Here is a 16,493-nt window from a genome sequence, read left to right as displayed (position 1 = left end):
TTACTGGCAAATATTCTTTCGGTAAAATGTGCGGAGAATTTTCATTTCGCACCACTCCTTATATTATGCCCGCCCGATCATCGGACGTAGGCTCGTAAGATCCTATACTGTAAGTATTCACGCTGTTTCGCTTCGCTCACCGCCGCCCGCGGACTGTGACATTTTCAGCCCCCGCCGGTCGCTGTACAAGCTTTGCGCCGCGGATAAAAGTCTTTAACTGTTAGGTGGAAAAACCGCCTTTCTGACGCTTGTGCATCGGGATCACTCCTGACTAAAATTTATTCGCTGTCCTTATCGATCTTGGCATTTTCATGACTCAAGCACTTCCTTCGCGAATAATTTGTATCGGTAAGTTTCCTTAGCAGTACATGGGTAACACTCCTGACTATTTAGTATTCGTAAACCTCGTCCGTGCTTTCATTGGGCTCACGTCCTTTACGAATTTATCTCAGCCGCCCTCGGCAGCCTGTCATAAGTCTTAGATCCTTAGTACATGGGTAGCACTCCTTTTCAAATTTTATTAGATGCTGCTCTGAATAAAATCATTTTAGAGAACCCCTTTTTAAAGATTTGCGGTACTCGCCGCATATTCAGTTGTAATTTTTATAAGCAGAGCCATTTAGCTGCAATGTTGTAGTTGTAAATTAGTCCTCAGCCAAAAGCTCGTATAAGTCTTCGATATGTCTTGCTAAATAAAGGTCTGTCAGCTCTTATCGTCTGCGTCTTGCCTTCTCTTTATCAGACCTCAACGAGTCTTGGCGAACTCTGCTTGATCTCTGATGCGTCCATCGGACTCGCTCCTTTCACGCCGTATTAAAGTATTTTCGGTACCGCCCCCGCATTGCTCAAACTTTGCACCGTCTTGCGAGATCTGTATACCTCCGAAAACCTTCGGCTCACTCGAGTAAAAGTTCTGTGACCGTTTACCGACCCGACCCTCTGCCGCTTTAAGATACTTCCCGTTCTTTAGCATCTGCTCTTGTCTGATCTTATGTGGTCTTTTCCTTTTCTCTGACTATAGTATATCACACTTTTTGTACGTTGTCAATAGTTTTTTTCAAAAAACTTCGGATTTTTTTATTTAATATATCCTTTAGAAAATGTGCTTGACATCGCAGGCGGTATGTGATATAATTGATTTGTACGGTGCGCGACAGTGCGCGTGAGGTTTTAGTAAAATGCCTGCGCGGCGTATATATTATTTAAGGAGGCTTTTATTTATGGCTGACGAAAAAGATCTTAACGGTTTAGACGATTACACACCCGATATTTATACTCTTGAAGATGAAGACGGCAACGAGCAGGCTTTTGAGCTTCTCGATGTTATGGAGTTTGAGGGCGAGAAATATTTCGCACTCACGCCCTACGCTGAGGACGCCGAGGATATGCTTAGCAGCGACGGCGAGGTAGTTATCCTCAAAAGCGTTTACGAGGGCGATGAGGAAATGATGGTCTCCATCGACGATGACGAAGAGTACGAAAGAGTTGGAAAAGTATTTATCGAGCGTCTGGAAGAAATGTACGATTTCAACGACGATGAATAATCAGCCCGTCTTTTGGGTACTATACTAACAAATAAAATTACTGCTGTGTTCGTTTGTGTGGGTTCAATTTAATCCAACACTTATGAAATAGGGATCCGTTCTCCGGAAAGCCGATCGCAGACCTCCCGCCTGACACCGCGAAAGCCGTGCAAAACAGGCGGATGATGGGAGCACAGAGCTAACGGGACGTTTTACCCGCCCTGCTGTTATTACGCGGGTTTTATTTCCCCGCACGACGGCACGGCGGTTTTTTTATGCCTATTTTTAAGCGGCATGCACATATTTAAGATAGAATTAAGAAAAATCACATATCGTAATTAACAATTAGCGTTTATTATAATCTGTAGAATAAACGACGCATGATGTATAAATTGTATGGAAAGTAAGGAAAAGACAAAATGAACAAGATCTTCAGCAAATTTGTCAACTACGGATTTGGCATTTTTTTTGCGCTCGCGATGGCGCTCTCGGTGTATTTTCTCGCGGACTGGCTGCTGGTAGAACATTACATAGGCTCGCAGGCGGCTGTGTACGGAGTTATCCTGCTGATAGCCTTGGCCGCCTGCGCGGGCTGTTTGGCGCTGCGAAAGCTCGGCAATGTTTTTGAAGCGCGGCTTGGCGATGACGCTAAAAAGTGCGACCGAATATTCGCTGTCATGGCGCTGGCGCTGCTTGCGGTGCAGATAGTTTTCGCCGCCTGCTCGCACTTCACGCCGATAAACGACCTCAGCTACATATGCACCTCGGCGAAAAACTACATTCTCACGGGCGCGGACACCATCTACGAAGGCTTGCCCTCGCGCCATCAGGAGTACTACGCCGTTTACCCTAACAACCACCTGCTGTTTCTGATAGTGCTCGCGCTTTACAAGATACAGTACGCGCTGACGGGGCACATTACCAATGTCCTGCCTACGGCTTTCAATCTGATCGGGCTGAACGCTTCGTACATACTGATGTATATGTGCGCGCGGGTGATCTACAAGCCCTCAAAGGCGCTGCTCTGCGCGGTGCGCGGTCTGCTTTTCACCCCGCTGGTGACATACGTCATGTACTTCTACACCGACGCGCTGGGTATGCCTTGGCTGACGGGCGCGCTGTACCTCTATCTGAAATGGCGCAGTCGGCGGGCGGCGGGCGAAAAGCTGCTCTCCGGCAAAAGCATAGCCCTGCTGATCTCATGCGGCGCGGTTCTGGGCATAGCGTACAAGATAAAAGGCAGCGCGGTGATACTACTGCCCGCGATACTGCTCGACCTGCTGTTTCAGCAAAAGGGCGCTAAGGGTCTGCTCTCCGCTATCAAGGCTAAGCTCGCGCCGTTCGCCGCGATACTCGCCGTATTTGCAGTACTCAGCACGCTTATCGGCTCGCTCGCCTGCTCGGTGCTGAAAATTTCCAAAGACGAGCTTTACAAGTACAGCTTCCCCACCATTCACTGGGTAATGATGAGCGCCGACGGCAAGGGCGGTTACAGCTACGATGATTTCATGTACACCCGCAGTTTTGAGGGCAAGGACGAGAAAAAGCGCGCCGACCTCGAGCGGCTGAACGAAAAGCTCCACGAGCAGGGCGCTTCGGGCATGCTCAACCACTGTATGCAAAAGCTGACGTACACTTGGAAGCTGGGCACATACATGATAAATTACTACATGACCGACTCGAATCTGCTGACCTCGAAAGCTTTCCTCGTCATCTGCACGGCGCTGCATTTCACGCTTATGCTCTCGATGGTGAGCACCTACCTCTCGCGCCTAAAGTCGAACGACGACGTTTTGCAGGGTGATTTCATACTGAAAGTCACGCTGATGGGGCTTACGGTGTTCCTAATGCTTTGGGAGGCGCGCTGCCGCTATCTGGTAAGCTTCTTCGTGCTTTTCGCACTGCTTTGAGCTAGTCGATATGCGTATAAAAATCTAACATATACAAAAAGGCTTCCGCATTTTTCCGTGCGGAAGCCTTGATTTTTTTATCAATTACCACTCTATCTGCTCGATGGGCGTGGGGTTTTCGTTGAGCGTTACGCTCTCTACCCCGCCGCTTTTCATGCGAACTACTCTGTCCGCCATGCCGCAGAGCGCGGAGTTGTGAGTCACTATCACCACCGTCATGCCGCTGCTGCGGCTGGTGTCCTGCAAAAGCTTCAGTATCGCCTTGCCGGTAGCGTAGTCGAGCGCGCCTGTCGGCTCGTCGCACAGCAGCAGCTTAGGCTTTTTCGCGAGCGCGCGGGCTATCGCCACCCTCTGCTGCTCGCCGCCCGAAAGCTGAGCGGGAAAATTATCCATACGCTCCTCAAGCCCAACGCTTTTCAGCGCTTCGCCGCTTTCGATGTGGTCGCGGCATATCTGCGAGGCTAACTGCACGTTCTCTCGCGCGGTGAGGTTCGGCACAAGGTTGTAAAACTGGAACACGAAGCCGACGTCGAAGCGGCGGTATGAAGCAAGCTGTTTTCTGCCAAAGCTGCTAATATCCGCGCCGTCTATCACCGCCCTGCCGCTCGTCAGCGTATCCATGCCGCCGAGTATGTTCAGCAGGGTGGTCTTGCCCGCGCCCGAAGCGCCGACTATCACGCATATCTCGCCCTTTTTTATGCCAAAGCTCACGCCGCCCAGCGCCTTTATCTCCACCTCGCCCGAGCGGTAAATTTTCTCTACGTTCTCAAAGCTGATAAAATCGCTCACTTTTCGCTGCCTTTCTTTATCTCGTCCAGCGGTCTGCCCTTAGCGTCGTAGCTCCAGATGATTCCGATAACGAGGTAGAAAAACGGCGTAGAGCAAAGCGCGCTGATGTTAAAGAAAGCCTGCACTGCGTATGCGAGGAACGCTGTGAAAAGTCCCGCCGCCAGCTTGTCAGCCTTGCCGAATGTGCGGCGGAAGATGCGCGCCGCCTTGATGAGCGTTACGATGATAACAGCCGCGTAGAAAGCCAGCCCCAGCACGCCGCGCGTAACGGCTGTATCGAGGTACTCGTTGTATGTGCGGTCTATCTCCATGCCCTCGCCGCTGTTCCACATAGCCGCCCAGTTGTCAGGGCCTACGCCGATAACGGGGCTGTTCTCGAAAGTGAGCGCGCCATCGTACCAAAGGGTCGGGTAAATGCCGTCCTCGTGCGCCGAGTGTGCGCCGTAGGCTATGCCCAAGCGCTCGAAGGAATCGGTGTACATTATATGCTCGTTCCTCATGCGGAAGTTATCGGTAGCGAATATGCCGCCGAATATCGCCGCAGAGATCACGCCGCAGAGCAGCACCATTAGCACGGGCGCTTTGCCGAATCTCTCGCCGCCCTCGCTTTCGGTATCCGCCTGCTTTTCCTTTACCGCGCCGACTATCGCGAGAATAAATGCCGTAAGCAGTACTACCGCTATGCCCAGCATCGCAGGGAATGTCTGCGTAGCTATCGCCGCGCCCGCCATGAGCGCGCAGGCGGCGGTATTGAGCACTCTGCCGATGAATTTTCCGTAAGCGGCGTTATTGAGAGCCAGCGCGAAAGCTATGGTAAGCAGTGCGCCCAGCGCGAAAGGCGAGCAGGTAAAGCCGTCCGCCGCGTATGAAGCGTCGTAGCCGGCGTATCTGTTGAAATACTCCGCCTTTGAAACGTTGTTTATGTAGTCGATGAAAAGATAATTGTAGTAGCCGGGTATCCACTTTGCGAGGGCGGGTATGCTCTGCAAAATGCCCATCAGCGCGTTCGCCGAACCGATAACTACTACGGTATTAGCCGCGCGGCGGCGGTAGAGAGCATTTGTAAGCGTCATGCCGACCGCAAAAAAGCCGATGTAGCCGATTATGGTGATAAAGCCCTCAGCCCTATCGAGGTAGCCGAAGAAAGCCGTGCCTATATCGTCCGCCGCAAGGGTGGAGATCAGCGCCGAGATCAGCACGCCCGCAAAAAGCCAGAGCGCCTTGTTTTTTCCCACAACTATCTCTTTTTTTACGCACGCAACCATGAACACCAGCATGCCGATAAAGCCCGCCGCCACCAGCAGCGTCATTATCAGAAAAGCCAGCGTCTGCCCGTCGGCGCTGTTCAGCATATTGTATTCGTCGCCGCTCTCCACCGCTTTTGCGATGTAGTAAGGTATCGAAGAAAGCGCGACGAGAAGTATAGCTATTATGCTGTACACGCCGCAAAGCTTCTGCGCGCCCTGCGCGGTCATGTTTATTATAAAGTCTGATTTTCCGCCCGAGCCAAAAAGGTGCTTATGCTCGGCGTGGCGGTCTGACTTTGCGCTGTATGTAGCGCCTTTTTTTGCCATGTTTTTGTCCCTCCCGATAACTATAAAAAGAGCGGACACTTTTATAAAATGTCCGCCCCATTTTTGATTTTTTTACCTTGCGAATTCAACGACGCGGCTCTCGCGGATCAGATTTATCTTTATCTGTCCGGGATAATTCATTTCGTTTTCAATCTTCTTCGCGATCTCTCTCGCTACGATAACCATTTTCTCATCGTTGATCTTCTCAGGCTGTATCATGATGCGTACTTCGCGGCCCGCCTGTATAGCGTAGGATTTTTCTACTCCGTCAAACGAAGTGCATATCTCCTCCAGCTTTTCAAGACGCTTGATGTAGTTCTCGTAATTCTCGCTTCTTGCGCCGGGTCTTGCTGCGGATATAGCGTCTGCAGCCTGTACCAGCGCCGCTACTACGGTGCGCGTTTCTACGTCGCCGTGGTGAGCCTCTATCGCGTGGATAACGTCAGGCGATTCCTTGTATTTCTTACATACGTCTACGCCTATCTGAACGTGCGAACCCTCTATCTCGTAGCTGAGCGCCTTGCCGACGTCATGCAGCAGGCCTGCTCTTCTCGCAAGGTTTGCGTCTACTCCCAGTTCCGAAGCCATCATTCCTGCCAGATGTGCCACCTCTATCGAGTGGTCGAGAACGTTCTGGCGGTAGCTCGTTCTGTATCTCAGTCTGCCTATCAGCTTGATAAGCTCGTGGTTTATGCCGTGTACGTTGGTCTCCAGAACGGCGCGTTCGCCCTCCTGCTTTATCCTGTGCTCTACCTCGCGGCGTGCCTTGTCCACCATTTCCTCTATGCGGGTGGGGTGTATGCGGCCGTCGGCGATGAGCTTTTCAAGCGCTATGCGCGCTACCTCGCGGCGTACCTGGTCGAAGCAGGATATTGTGATAGCCTCCGGCGTATCGTCTATGATAAGGTCTACGCCCGTCAGCGTTTCTATCGCCTTGATGTTTCTGCCCTCGCGGCCGATGATCCTGCCCTTCATATCGTCGTTCGGCAGGGTAACTACCGATACGGCTGTTTCGGAGACCTGATCTGCGGCGCAGCGGCTTATCGCGAGCGAGATGTACTGTCTTGCGCGGTTCTCGCACTCGTCCTTTATCTGTGACTCGTAAGCGGAGATCCTGAGAGCCTTTTCGTGAGTAAGCTCATCCTCCAAGCTGTTTAGCAGGTACTCCTTAGCCTGATCTACGGTAAACTGCGAGATCTTTTCGAGAACTTCCAGCTGGCTGTTCTTTATCCTGTCAGCCTCGGCTATCTTCTCGTCGGCGTTTTTGAGCTTTGCCTGAAGCGAATCCTCCTTGCGCTCAAGTGAATTCATCTTTCTGTCGAGCGTTTCTTCCTTCTGGTTAAGTCTGCGCTCTTGGCGGGAAACCTCGCTCCTGCGTTCCTTGATCTCTTTTTCGGCCTCTTGGCGCTGCTGATGGATCTGGTCGTTTGCTTCTACTAGAGCTTCTTTTTTCAGGTACTCAGCGTTTTTCTCAGCTTCTTCGCGTATCCTCTCAGCTTCTTTTTCGGCTGAGCCTATCGCTGCTTCGGCAGTTTTCTGGCGGTACTTTACGCCCTGCTTGAACGCAACGAAAGCGGCAGCCGCGCCGCCGACGATCAAAGCTATGAGCGCGGCAAGTATCACCGGTATCAATGTACTACTACCCATGTGTATAGCCTTCCTCCTTCTTTGAAAGTCGGGAACTTGCGGGGCAGTCTTTAAATTGTGAAGTGAATAATAGTATCAATATCCCTGCATATCATACATAACTAATCCATAAATATATAAATGCCGTTACACAGACCGTTTTGCCCGAAGTTCCTTTTCAATATAAAATTTTAAAGATTCAATAAGCATTTTTATTTTATAAAATAAATCACCGCTCATCACGATGAGAGAAATAATATAAAAAACATAATGCATGATTTAATTTTACTATATTTTTCTTCGCTTGTCAAGTATATTTTAGTCCAAATTGCCCTCAGATAAAATTTTATACGAATTGTACAAAAAAACGCCCTCAAAAAAGAAAGGCAGTCCGGAGAGACTGCCTTCTGACTTGTGTAAAAATTTTGGAGAGGATGAAACGAGCTAAGGGTATTTCACTTAGTAATTTCATTCTTTTCTTTCTCTGTTCTACCATTTTATTATACAACACATTTTGCGCCGCCGTCAAGAACAATTGCATTACATAAGATTACAATTTCATTACAGCTTCAATATGTATTGTAATATTTCTGTTATATATCAACATATTGTGCCGTATACGAAAAACCGACCGCCCTGCCCTAGTCAGCAAAGCGGCCGGAAAATCTATCAATTTTCGCCGAGCACCATTTCAAATGTCGCTCTGGGGTTGCCGTCGACGTCATCGTCTATCATCTTAGCCTCTTTGATGACGATGGGCGTTGTGGGCGATGAGATCGCACCGTCAGTACCGGTAACGCGCTCTACGTTGAGGAACGAATCAACTACCTCCATGCCCTCGGTCACCTTGCCGAAAGCCGCATACTGTCCGTCGAGGAACGAGCAGTCGTCAGTATAGCAGATGAAGAACTGCGAAGAAGCGCTGTCGGGGTCTTGCGAACGCGCCATCGATACTACTCCGCGGGTGTGCGAAAGCTTGTTGTCAACGCCGTTCTGCAAAAATTCGCCCTTGATATTGCTGTCGCTGCCGCCCGTGCCGTTGCCGTTCGGGTCGCCGCCCTGCGCCATGAAGTCCTCTACCACGCGGTGGAATGTCAGCCCGTTGTAAAAACCGTCATTCACCAGCTTCTCAAAATTCTCGCAGGTTATCGGCGCGTACTCGGGGTAAAGCGTTATCGTGAACGTTCCGAGCTGGGTCTTCGAGTCCTCAGCGGAAGAGATCTCTGCCGCCGACTTTGTTTTATCCTCGCTCTTAGAGCTGTCGTCTGTGCTGCCGCAGGCCGCGAACGTAAAGCAGAGCGCCGCCGCCGCAAGACCTGCCGCTATTCTTCCCAATATTCCCATTTTCAAATTTCCTTTCGTTGAGCGTTTATTACTTGGCAGCCGAGGTTATCAGCGCGTCTACCAGCTCGGGGAACTTCCATTCGGGTATCATGCTTCTGTCCATCAGACCGAAATTCTCGCCGTTGCCGAATGTCGCGTTGTTGTCCCACCAAAGCATAGGCACGCCGTACTCCGCGCCCTTGCCTACATAATATTCAGCGCAGGCTATACGGTCATCGAGGTTGTCTTTATTCACAGTGCCGAATTCGCCGATGATAACGGGTATCTGCTTCTGCAAAAACAGCTCGTCGAGGTTGAGGAAGAGGGTATCTATCTCGCCGGTGTTATTAGCGTCCCACTTGTCCGTGCCCTTGGTGTCGAGCGCGAGGGAGTAAGGCAGGTATGCGTGTACCGAAACTATCACCTTATCGTCGTCCTCAGGCAGCCATACGTTCTCAAGGCACTTTCTGCCCGATGAAGCCGCGTAGCCCGTCAGCATTAGGTGGCGCTTAGCGTTGTTGCCGCCGCTGTTTCTAACAGTTTCGTAGAAAGCCTTAGCGTACTCCTGTACCACCGCGCGGCTCTCGTCGTCGCCGCCTGTCCACTCCATAGGCGTTTCGCGGCAGCGCGGCTCGTTGAGTCCCTCAAAGATGAGGTGCTCGTCGTAGCCCTTGAATTCCTCAGCAATCTGCGACCAAAGCGCTGTGAGCTGCTCTATATCCTGATCTTTATTCTCGTTGGTCGGGAAATACCATTCCTCGTGGTGGGTGTTGAGGATAACGAAAAGTCCGTTGTTTATGCCGTAGTCAACTATCTCATGCACGCGCGCCATCCACTCGGGGTCTACGTTGTAATTTTCGTCCATATGTGTGCCCCACGATACGGGAGCGCGCATAACGTTAAAGCCAGTATCCGCGAGCAGCTTCGCCATAGCCTCGGTAGTGACGGCGGGCTGCCAAGATGTTTCAGCTTCAAGGCCCTCGCCCGTAGCGTCCATAGTGTTGCCCAAGTTCCAGCCTATCTTCATTTCCTTTACCAAGTCCCAAGAAGATATGTCGCGTATCTCCATATTCACTTCTTTTTTCTCCGCTGCGGAGTCGGTCGCCGAAGCGGCAGAGCCGTTGTCAGAGTTTTTATTGTCGCTGCCGCCGCAGGCGGTAAGGCAGCCGAAGCACATAGCGGCAGCAAGCACGCCCGCCGCAAATCTTTTTGTTTTCATATTAGTATTCCTTTCGTTGCGTCATATTCACTTATACTTTTCGGGCACATAAAGTCCCGCTATCTTCTTATTCTTCACAGCGTCAACGTACTGCGCTATATCGGTTATAGGCTCTTCAGTGAGCACTCCGAAAAATCTGTCGCCGCCTATATGGTGGCAGTCGCTGCCCGCCGTCGCGGTAAAGCCGTACTGCTCGGCGTACCACTTCGCGCGCTCGTTCCAGACCTTTTCAGCGTTGCCGCCGTTGTAGATCTCCACGCCGTCGGTGTGCCACGGCAGGAATTTCAAGTCGAAAATATACCAGTGCGCCTCGCGAAACGGGTGAGCGTGCACGATAGCCCCGCCGTTTGCGTGAACCCTGTCGCAAAATTCGCGCACGTTTATCTGCATAAGGTCGGGGTTTTCCAGCAGCCACTTTTTATCCACGCCGTAAACGAGAAGATCTGCGCCCTCCCAGGCGTATTCCAGCCCGAAAAGCACGTTCAGACCTATCTCGTCGCCGCGTTTCTTAGCGTTTTCATATCCGCTGCAAAACTGCTCCACCATGCCCTCCCACGGCTGCGATCTATCCACCGCAGTATTGCCGTTAAAGAAATGGTCGGTGATTATTATAGTATCATACCCCTGCGCCTTATACTGTTCCGCCTGCTGAGCGCCCGCTGCGGAAGCGCAGGCAGAGCCTTCGGCGGTGTGCATATGCGTTTCGGTTTTGTACATCAGAAGTCTATTCCTCTCTTGATGACTTCAAGACACATTCTGCCGTTATGGTAGGGGCACTTCCAAGGGCCGGTAACTTCTTTCCAGTCGTGCGGCTTATGGTCGAAAGATACTTCCGAGTACCACTCGCCCTCGGGGCGCTTATCCACGATGTCCGACTTGATGTATTCCCAGATAGTGCCCGCAGCCTTGAGGTATTTCTCATCGCCGCTATGCTGATAAGCGTTGATAAAGCCTACGACGCCTTCCGCCTGCACCCACCAAACGCGCTTTTTATCTATCTTATCGTTCTCGCGCTCGTTATTCAGCGCGCCGTCCTCCAGGGCGATGTTATAGATATTTTCCGCAAGGCGGAGGTCAAGAGCGTTGAATTTCTTAGTAAGTTCCTCATCGCCGAGCATTTCCACCGCGCGGTCGGTAAGCCAGCTTGCTTCTATGTCGTGGCCGTAGGAATGTATATTTCCGATAACGTCGAACTTATTATCAAAGAAAACTTTGAGCGCGTTATTATCGTGATCGAATATCTTATTTTCAACTATATCGAGCTGATATTTCAGTCTTTCTGCCACCTCTTCCGAGCGGTTAGCGCGGTAAAGCTCAGTATAAGCCTCGATAAGGTGGAGAACGGTATTCATAGTCTTTTCAGCGTGCAGGCCGTTTTCCGAGAGGGCTTCGTTATCGGCAGGCTCCCACTCGCGGGTGAAAGCTTCCACGCAGCCGTACTCATCGGGGGTCTTAGTTTCAATATCCTCGAAGAGTTTTTCGGCGAGGTGCAGGGCTTCGATATTTCCGCTTGCGTTATAATAAGCGCTGAGTGCGTAAACTGCGAAAGCGATATTATAAGTATGTTTCATACCGTCGGCTATCTTACCATCGTAAGTAGTCATCCAGTAAACTCCGCCCATCTCGTAATCTATGCAGTGGTTCTTCACATATTCGTAAGCGTGGTCAGCGAGCACGGCGCATTTCTTATCGCCCAGCACTTCGTAGCACGAAGAGAAGAACCAAAGTATACGCGAGTGGAGTATAACGCCCTTATCCGCCTTTTTATCTAGCACAAGGTCAAAGCCGCGGTAGCCGTAAAAGCCGCCGAACTCCTCGTCTTTCAGCTTTTCCCAATAAGGGATTATATGGGTGGTCAATTCTTTTTTTACTTCTTCTATGAACATTTTCATCAACTCCTGAGATCTTTCTTTTTGATCGCTTTTTGGGTGGGGGTGCGGTGGTTTTTGGGTTGGGGGCTTTTGGTTTGTTCGTTCAAGGGCGTGCGCCCTTGAAGGTCGCGTTTGTTGGGCGACGAACAAGGAAAATCCCTCTATCGCAGGGATTTTCCTCTTGTATAACAGTCCACCGGACTGTTATACAATTCACCTTTTTCGGAGCCCCCTTCGGATTGGGGATTTCGCGCTCTGCGGAGCGCGACGATCGGGGCTTCTCGCACCCCTCGACCCCCTCGGCAACGGCTGGCGCGGCGTTGCATCCCGCGCTTTTTGATTTCACGCTTTTCGTTTGTTCGTGCTCGACGTTTACACCGCGATTTTTACTAAGTTTAGAATCCTGCTTTATCAGCCGCGGTTTACTTCTCCTCAGTTATCTTTCTTGCTTCTACATAATATCTCTTATCTCTCGCGTGTCCCATCGAGAACGTCTTTCTCGGCAGCGCGCCATCCGCGATCACCGTCGGGAAAAGCTGCTCCTTACCCATATCGGGCAGCACAAAGCCTATCTTCTTGCCGTCCGCCGCCAGCTTCTCTACTACCTCCGTGCCGTGGATATAGTCTATATCTCCGCCATTTTCCGCAAGGTACTTATCGAGGAAATTTTGCAGCGAGCCTACCGTCAGCTTCGAGGTCGGCTTATGCACATACAGCTTCTTTTTCTCGCCGCCGCGGACTGTTACAAAGCTCTGCTCCGCAGGCTCTTCGCTCAGCCCCAGCTCGTCCGTCATTTTTGCCATCATTTGGTCAATGTCCGCCGTGCCGACTATTCTGTGTATCGCCTCAAAATCCAGCGCGGGCGAGTGCAGGTTCACGATCTCTGCCAGTGCATATCTCGCGGGGTGGCTGCTCATGTCCTTATCGGGGTTCGCGGCTTTCAGCTTTTCGTAATACGCTTTCGCGGTCGCGAGCGAATGGTTTCCGTCGCCCATCGCGAATGTCAGCGGCGCTGTATCTGCCAAGCCGTAGCGTTTTTCAAAGGCTTCTTTTTCCGAGAATTTCGCCAGTTTTTCCAGCAGCTCGTCCCTAAGCGCGTCGGTCAGCAGCCAGCCTGCCAGTCTGCCGCCGCCCTGCATCAGCTCAAAATCGTAGAGCTTTTTCATATCGTCCTTATGCTCGGCGAGCGGCTCGATGAGCGCTTTTTTCTCGTCGTCGATGAGTATCATGATATGCGGCAGCTCTATCGGCGCTTTCTCGCGAACTTTTATTCTGGGCGGTATACGCTCGGTAACGGTGGCTTCCGTCGCGCGTATCTGCGAAGCCGAGCCTTTTGAGTAGTCGTATTCTTCGAGGTCTACCGCGCCCACAACGCCCGCTCTCAGCACGCCGTCGGTCTGTATGCGCTCGACGTATATCAGCGCGTTTTTATGCTCTTCAAAAACATCGCTGTCGAGGTAGCCGTACATATTCGCGGCTATCTTGTCTATGCGCTTGTCAACATCCGCCTCGCCGAGGTATATCTCGGGCAGTATGAGGTCTAGCGCGGTAACTGCGCCATCGGTCATTTTTTCCGTTTCCTGCCAGTATTCGGGCTCTGAGGTGAACTGGTCGCAGGCTATCACCGCCCACTTTTCGTACTCAGCGTCGCGCGGCAGCAGTATATCTGCCGAAGTAAAGGCTGTAAAAGCATTTTTCATAAATTTTTTTTCGTCCTTTCAACCTCAAAACGCCGACGGCTTTTTTCAGCCATCGACGTGAAGAGTAGATTTATTCGGCGGAGTTAGCTCCCGCGTTAGGTGCTCCGCAGCATTTCTTGTACTTCTTGCCGCTTCCGCAGGGGCAGGGGTCGTTCGGACCGACCTTTTTGCCTGTCTTTCTTGCGGTAAAGCCCTTGTTCGTGCCGCCAGCTTTGAACACCTGCTCGCGCTTCGGCGCTGCCTGACGGCGCACCTGTATGGTAAAGAGCATTCTTACAGTGTCCTCGCGGATAGAGTCTACCATAGCGTCGAACATCTCGAAGCCCTCCATACGGTACTCTACTACGGGGTTCCTCTGACCGTAAGAGCGCAGGCTGATACCGCGCTTGAGCTGTTCCATATCGTCGATATGCGCCATCCACTTCTGGTCTACCACCTTCAGCAGTACTACGCGCTCTATCTCGCGCAGCAGCTCTTCGCCGAGGTCTTGCTCGCGCTTCTGATATATCTTCATAGCTCTGTCCTGAAGCTGCTTTACGATGTCCTTCTTGGATATGCGTTCCAGCTCTTCGGGGGTGTAATTGAAGTCTGTTTCTACCGTTACCAGACCCATGAGGTGGTCGCGCAGACCCGGTAAATTCCAGTCGTCATGTATCTCGTCATCGAGCAGGTACATATTCACGCAGTCTTCCATGAACTGGTTTATCATATTGATGATATTTTCGTGAATATCCTCCTCGTTGAGCACCTGCTGGCGCTGACCGTAGATGATCTCGCGCTGAGTGTTCATAACGTCGTCGTAATTCAGTACGTTCTTACGAATGTTGAAGTTTCTGCCCTCTATCTTCTTCTGCGAGGACTCGATTATGTTCGTAAGCATTCTCGACTGTATAGGCATATTCTCATCTACCTTGAGCGAATCCATCATGCCCGTTACCTTGTCGCCGCCGAAGAGGCGCATAAGGTCGTCCTGCAGTGAGAGGAAGAATTTGCTCTCGCCGGGGTCGCCCTGACGTCCCGCACGTCCGCGAAGCTGGTTGTCTATACGTCTTGATTCGTGTCTTTCAGTACCTATTATGTAAAGTCCGCCTGCTTCGCGAACCTTTTCTGCCTTTTCCTTTACCTCGGCGTCGTACTTCTTTCTGAAATCTCTGTACTTGCCGCGGGCTTCGAGTATCTGCTCGTCCTCAGTTTCGGAGAAGCCGGTAGCTTCTACTATTATCTCCTCGGGGTAATCGAGCTTTCTCAGCTCTTCGGTAGCGAGGTACTCAGCGTTGCCTCCGAGCAGTATATCAGTACCACGGCCCGCCATGTTGGTGGCTATGGTAACTGCGCCGTACTTACCCGCCTGCGCTACTATCTTAGCTTCCTTTTCATGATACTTCGCGTTGAGCACCTGGTGCTTTACGCCCTTGTTTTTCAGCAGGCGCGAGAGGTACTCTGACTTTTCTACCGATACTGTACCTACCAGTACCGGCTGACCTTTTTTGTTGCACTCGATTATCTGGTCGATAACGGCTTCGTACTTGCCCTTTTCGGTCTTGAAGATAACGTCCGGGTGGTCTTTGCGGACTACGGGCTTGTTGGTAGGTATCTCTATAACGTCGAGCTTGTAGATCTCTCTGAATTCGTCCTCTTCCGTCAGCGCAGTACCCGTCATGCCCGAAAGCTTTGAGTAAAGGCGGAAGTAATTTTGGAAAGTAATGGTCGCGATGGTCTTTGACTCGCGTGCTACCTTTACGCCTTCCTTAGCTTCGATAGCCTGATGCAGACCGTCGTTAAAGCGTCTGCCGACCATTATACGTCCTGTAAATTCGTCAACTATAAGTACTTCGCCGTCTTTTACAACGTAATCGGTATCGCGGCGCATAGTGCCGTTAGCCTTTATAGCCTGATTGATGTGGTGCAGAAGAGTCATGTTGTCGGCGTCCATAAGGTTTATTACGTTGAAAGCCTTTTCCGCTTTCTTTACGCCGCTCTTGGTAAGAGTAGCGGTGCGCGCCTTTTCGTCGATGATGTAGTCGCCGTCGAGCAGGTCGTTATCGGCCTTATCGTCCATCTCTACTACGGTAACGGGCTTGAGCGTTTTAGCAAAGCGGTCTGCAAGCTGGTAAAGCTCGGTAGATTCGTCGCCCTGACCCGAAATGATAAGCGGTGTACGCGCTTCGTCTATCAGTATAGAGTCCACCTCGTCCACTATGGCGAAAGCGTGCTCGCGCTGTACCTTATCTTTCTTGTAGATCACCATGTTGTCGCGCAGGTAGTCGAAACCGAACTCGTTGTTCGTTCCGTATGTAATGTCTGCGTTGTAAGCGGCGCGCTTAGCTTCTTTATCCATGCCCTGAAGCACGCAGCCGATGCTGAGTCCGAGGAAGCGGAATACCTTACCCATCTCCTCCGACTGGAATTTAGCGAGGTAGTCGTTTACGGTAACGACGTGCACGCCCTTGCCCGCCAGCGCGTTTGCGTAGGCGGCTAGGCAAGCTACGAGGGTCTTACCTTCACCGGTCTTCATTTCGGCAATACGGCCCTGATGCAGTACGATAGCGCCGATTATCTGCACGGGGAAAGGCTTTTTGCCCAGTACACGCCATGCGCCCTCGCGGCAAACTGCGAGCGCGTCGGGCAGTATCTCGTCCATGCTGCTCAGTCCGTCTGAGAGCTTGTCTTTCATTATCTGCGTCTGCTCTTTAAGCTCGTGGTCGCTCATCTTTTCGTATTTCGGTTCAAGATCGAGCACCTTCTGCTTTATAGGCTCAATTCTTTTCAGCTCTTTTTTGGAATAGTTTCCAAACAGCGCGTTCATAAGTCCCATTTTTATAATTCCACCTTTTTAGTCAAGGCGGCGCGCGCCGAGAGTTTTCCGCGTGCGGCCGCTCAGTATTTACTTTAAGCAGATATTTCCCCGGCATTTTCGTTTGAGCATTATCAAACCGCCGTGAAAATCTAAATATACAT

General features: G+C 51.2%; 11 protein-coding genes. 2 read left to right on the top strand and 9 right to left on the bottom strand.

Features of this window, described 5'->3' with window-relative positions; genetic code table 11:
- Positions 1 to 1,220 precede the first annotated feature (1,220 nt).
- The gene (locus tag LI114_RS05660; protein WP_227219834.1) at positions 1,221 to 1,544 is read left to right on the top strand and encodes a DUF1292 domain-containing protein; all 324 of its coding nucleotides are present in this window, start codon (positions 1,221 to 1,223) and stop codon (positions 1,542 to 1,544) included.
- 398 nt (positions 1,545 to 1,942) lie between these two features.
- Complete coding sequence (locus LI114_RS05655) at positions 1,943 to 3,433, top strand: hypothetical protein (RefSeq protein WP_227219833.1); 1,491 nt, start codon at positions 1,943 to 1,945, stop codon at positions 3,431 to 3,433.
- Positions 3,434 to 3,517: 84 nt separating this feature from the next.
- Here the strand turns inward: LI114_RS05655 and LI114_RS05650 are convergent, their stop codons facing one another.
- The 9 genes from LI114_RS05650 to secA form a co-directional block, all read right to left on the bottom strand.
- A complete protein-coding gene (locus LI114_RS05650) occupies positions 3,518 to 4,222 on the bottom strand; it encodes an ABC transporter ATP-binding protein (protein WP_227219832.1) in 705 nt (234 codons plus the stop codon).
- Entirely contained in the window at positions 4,219 to 5,796 is a 1,578-nt protein-coding gene (locus LI114_RS05645) for an O-antigen ligase family protein (protein WP_227219831.1), read from the bottom strand. Before LI114_RS05645 ends, LI114_RS05650 begins: the two co-directional genes overlap by 4 nt.
- A gap of 72 nt (positions 5,797 to 5,868) precedes the next feature.
- The gene (rny, locus tag LI114_RS05640) at positions 5,869 to 7,443 is read right to left on the bottom strand and encodes a ribonuclease Y (protein WP_227219830.1); all 1,575 of its coding nucleotides are present in this window, start codon (positions 7,441 to 7,443) and stop codon (positions 5,869 to 5,871) included.
- A gap of 648 nt (positions 7,444 to 8,091) precedes the next feature.
- On the bottom strand, positions 8,092 to 8,766 hold the full coding sequence (locus LI114_RS05635) for a peptidylprolyl isomerase (RefSeq protein WP_227219829.1): 675 nt from the start codon (positions 8,764 to 8,766) through the stop codon (positions 8,092 to 8,094).
- A gap of 28 nt (positions 8,767 to 8,794) precedes the next feature.
- Positions 8,795 to 9,964 (bottom strand): glycoside hydrolase family 5 protein, encoded by a 1,170-nt coding sequence (locus LI114_RS05630; RefSeq protein WP_227219828.1) that lies wholly within the window; start codon positions 9,962 to 9,964, stop codon positions 8,795 to 8,797.
- Between the two features lie 27 nt (positions 9,965 to 9,991).
- A complete protein-coding gene (locus tag LI114_RS05625; RefSeq protein ID WP_227219827.1) occupies positions 9,992 to 10,681 on the bottom strand; it encodes a PHP-associated domain-containing protein in 690 nt (229 codons plus the stop codon).
- Complete coding sequence (locus LI114_RS05620) at positions 10,681 to 11,850, bottom strand: AGE family epimerase/isomerase (RefSeq protein ID WP_227219826.1); 1,170 nt, start codon at positions 11,848 to 11,850, stop codon at positions 10,681 to 10,683. Before LI114_RS05620 ends, LI114_RS05625 begins: the two co-directional genes overlap by 1 nt.
- A 407-nt stretch (positions 11,851 to 12,257) precedes the next feature.
- On the bottom strand, positions 12,258 to 13,535 hold the full coding sequence (locus LI114_RS05615) for a DUF1015 domain-containing protein (protein ID WP_227219825.1): 1,278 nt from the start codon (positions 13,533 to 13,535) through the stop codon (positions 12,258 to 12,260).
- A gap of 70 nt (positions 13,536 to 13,605) precedes the next feature.
- Positions 13,606 to 16,350 carry a preprotein translocase subunit SecA gene (gene secA, locus LI114_RS05610; protein ID WP_227219824.1) on the bottom strand — a complete coding sequence of 915 codons (2,745 nt, stop codon included), beginning with the start codon at positions 16,348 to 16,350 and terminating at the stop codon, positions 13,606 to 13,608.
- Between the last annotated feature and the right edge of the window lie 143 nt (positions 16,351 to 16,493).

Source organism: Ruminococcus sp. 210702-SL.1.03 (genome assembly GCF_020559915.1).
Taxonomy (GTDB): Bacteria; Bacillota; Clostridia; order Oscillospirales; family Ruminococcaceae; genus YE71.
Note: the sequence above shows the minus strand (reverse complement) of the source record. Positions and strands in the feature narration are given on the sequence as shown.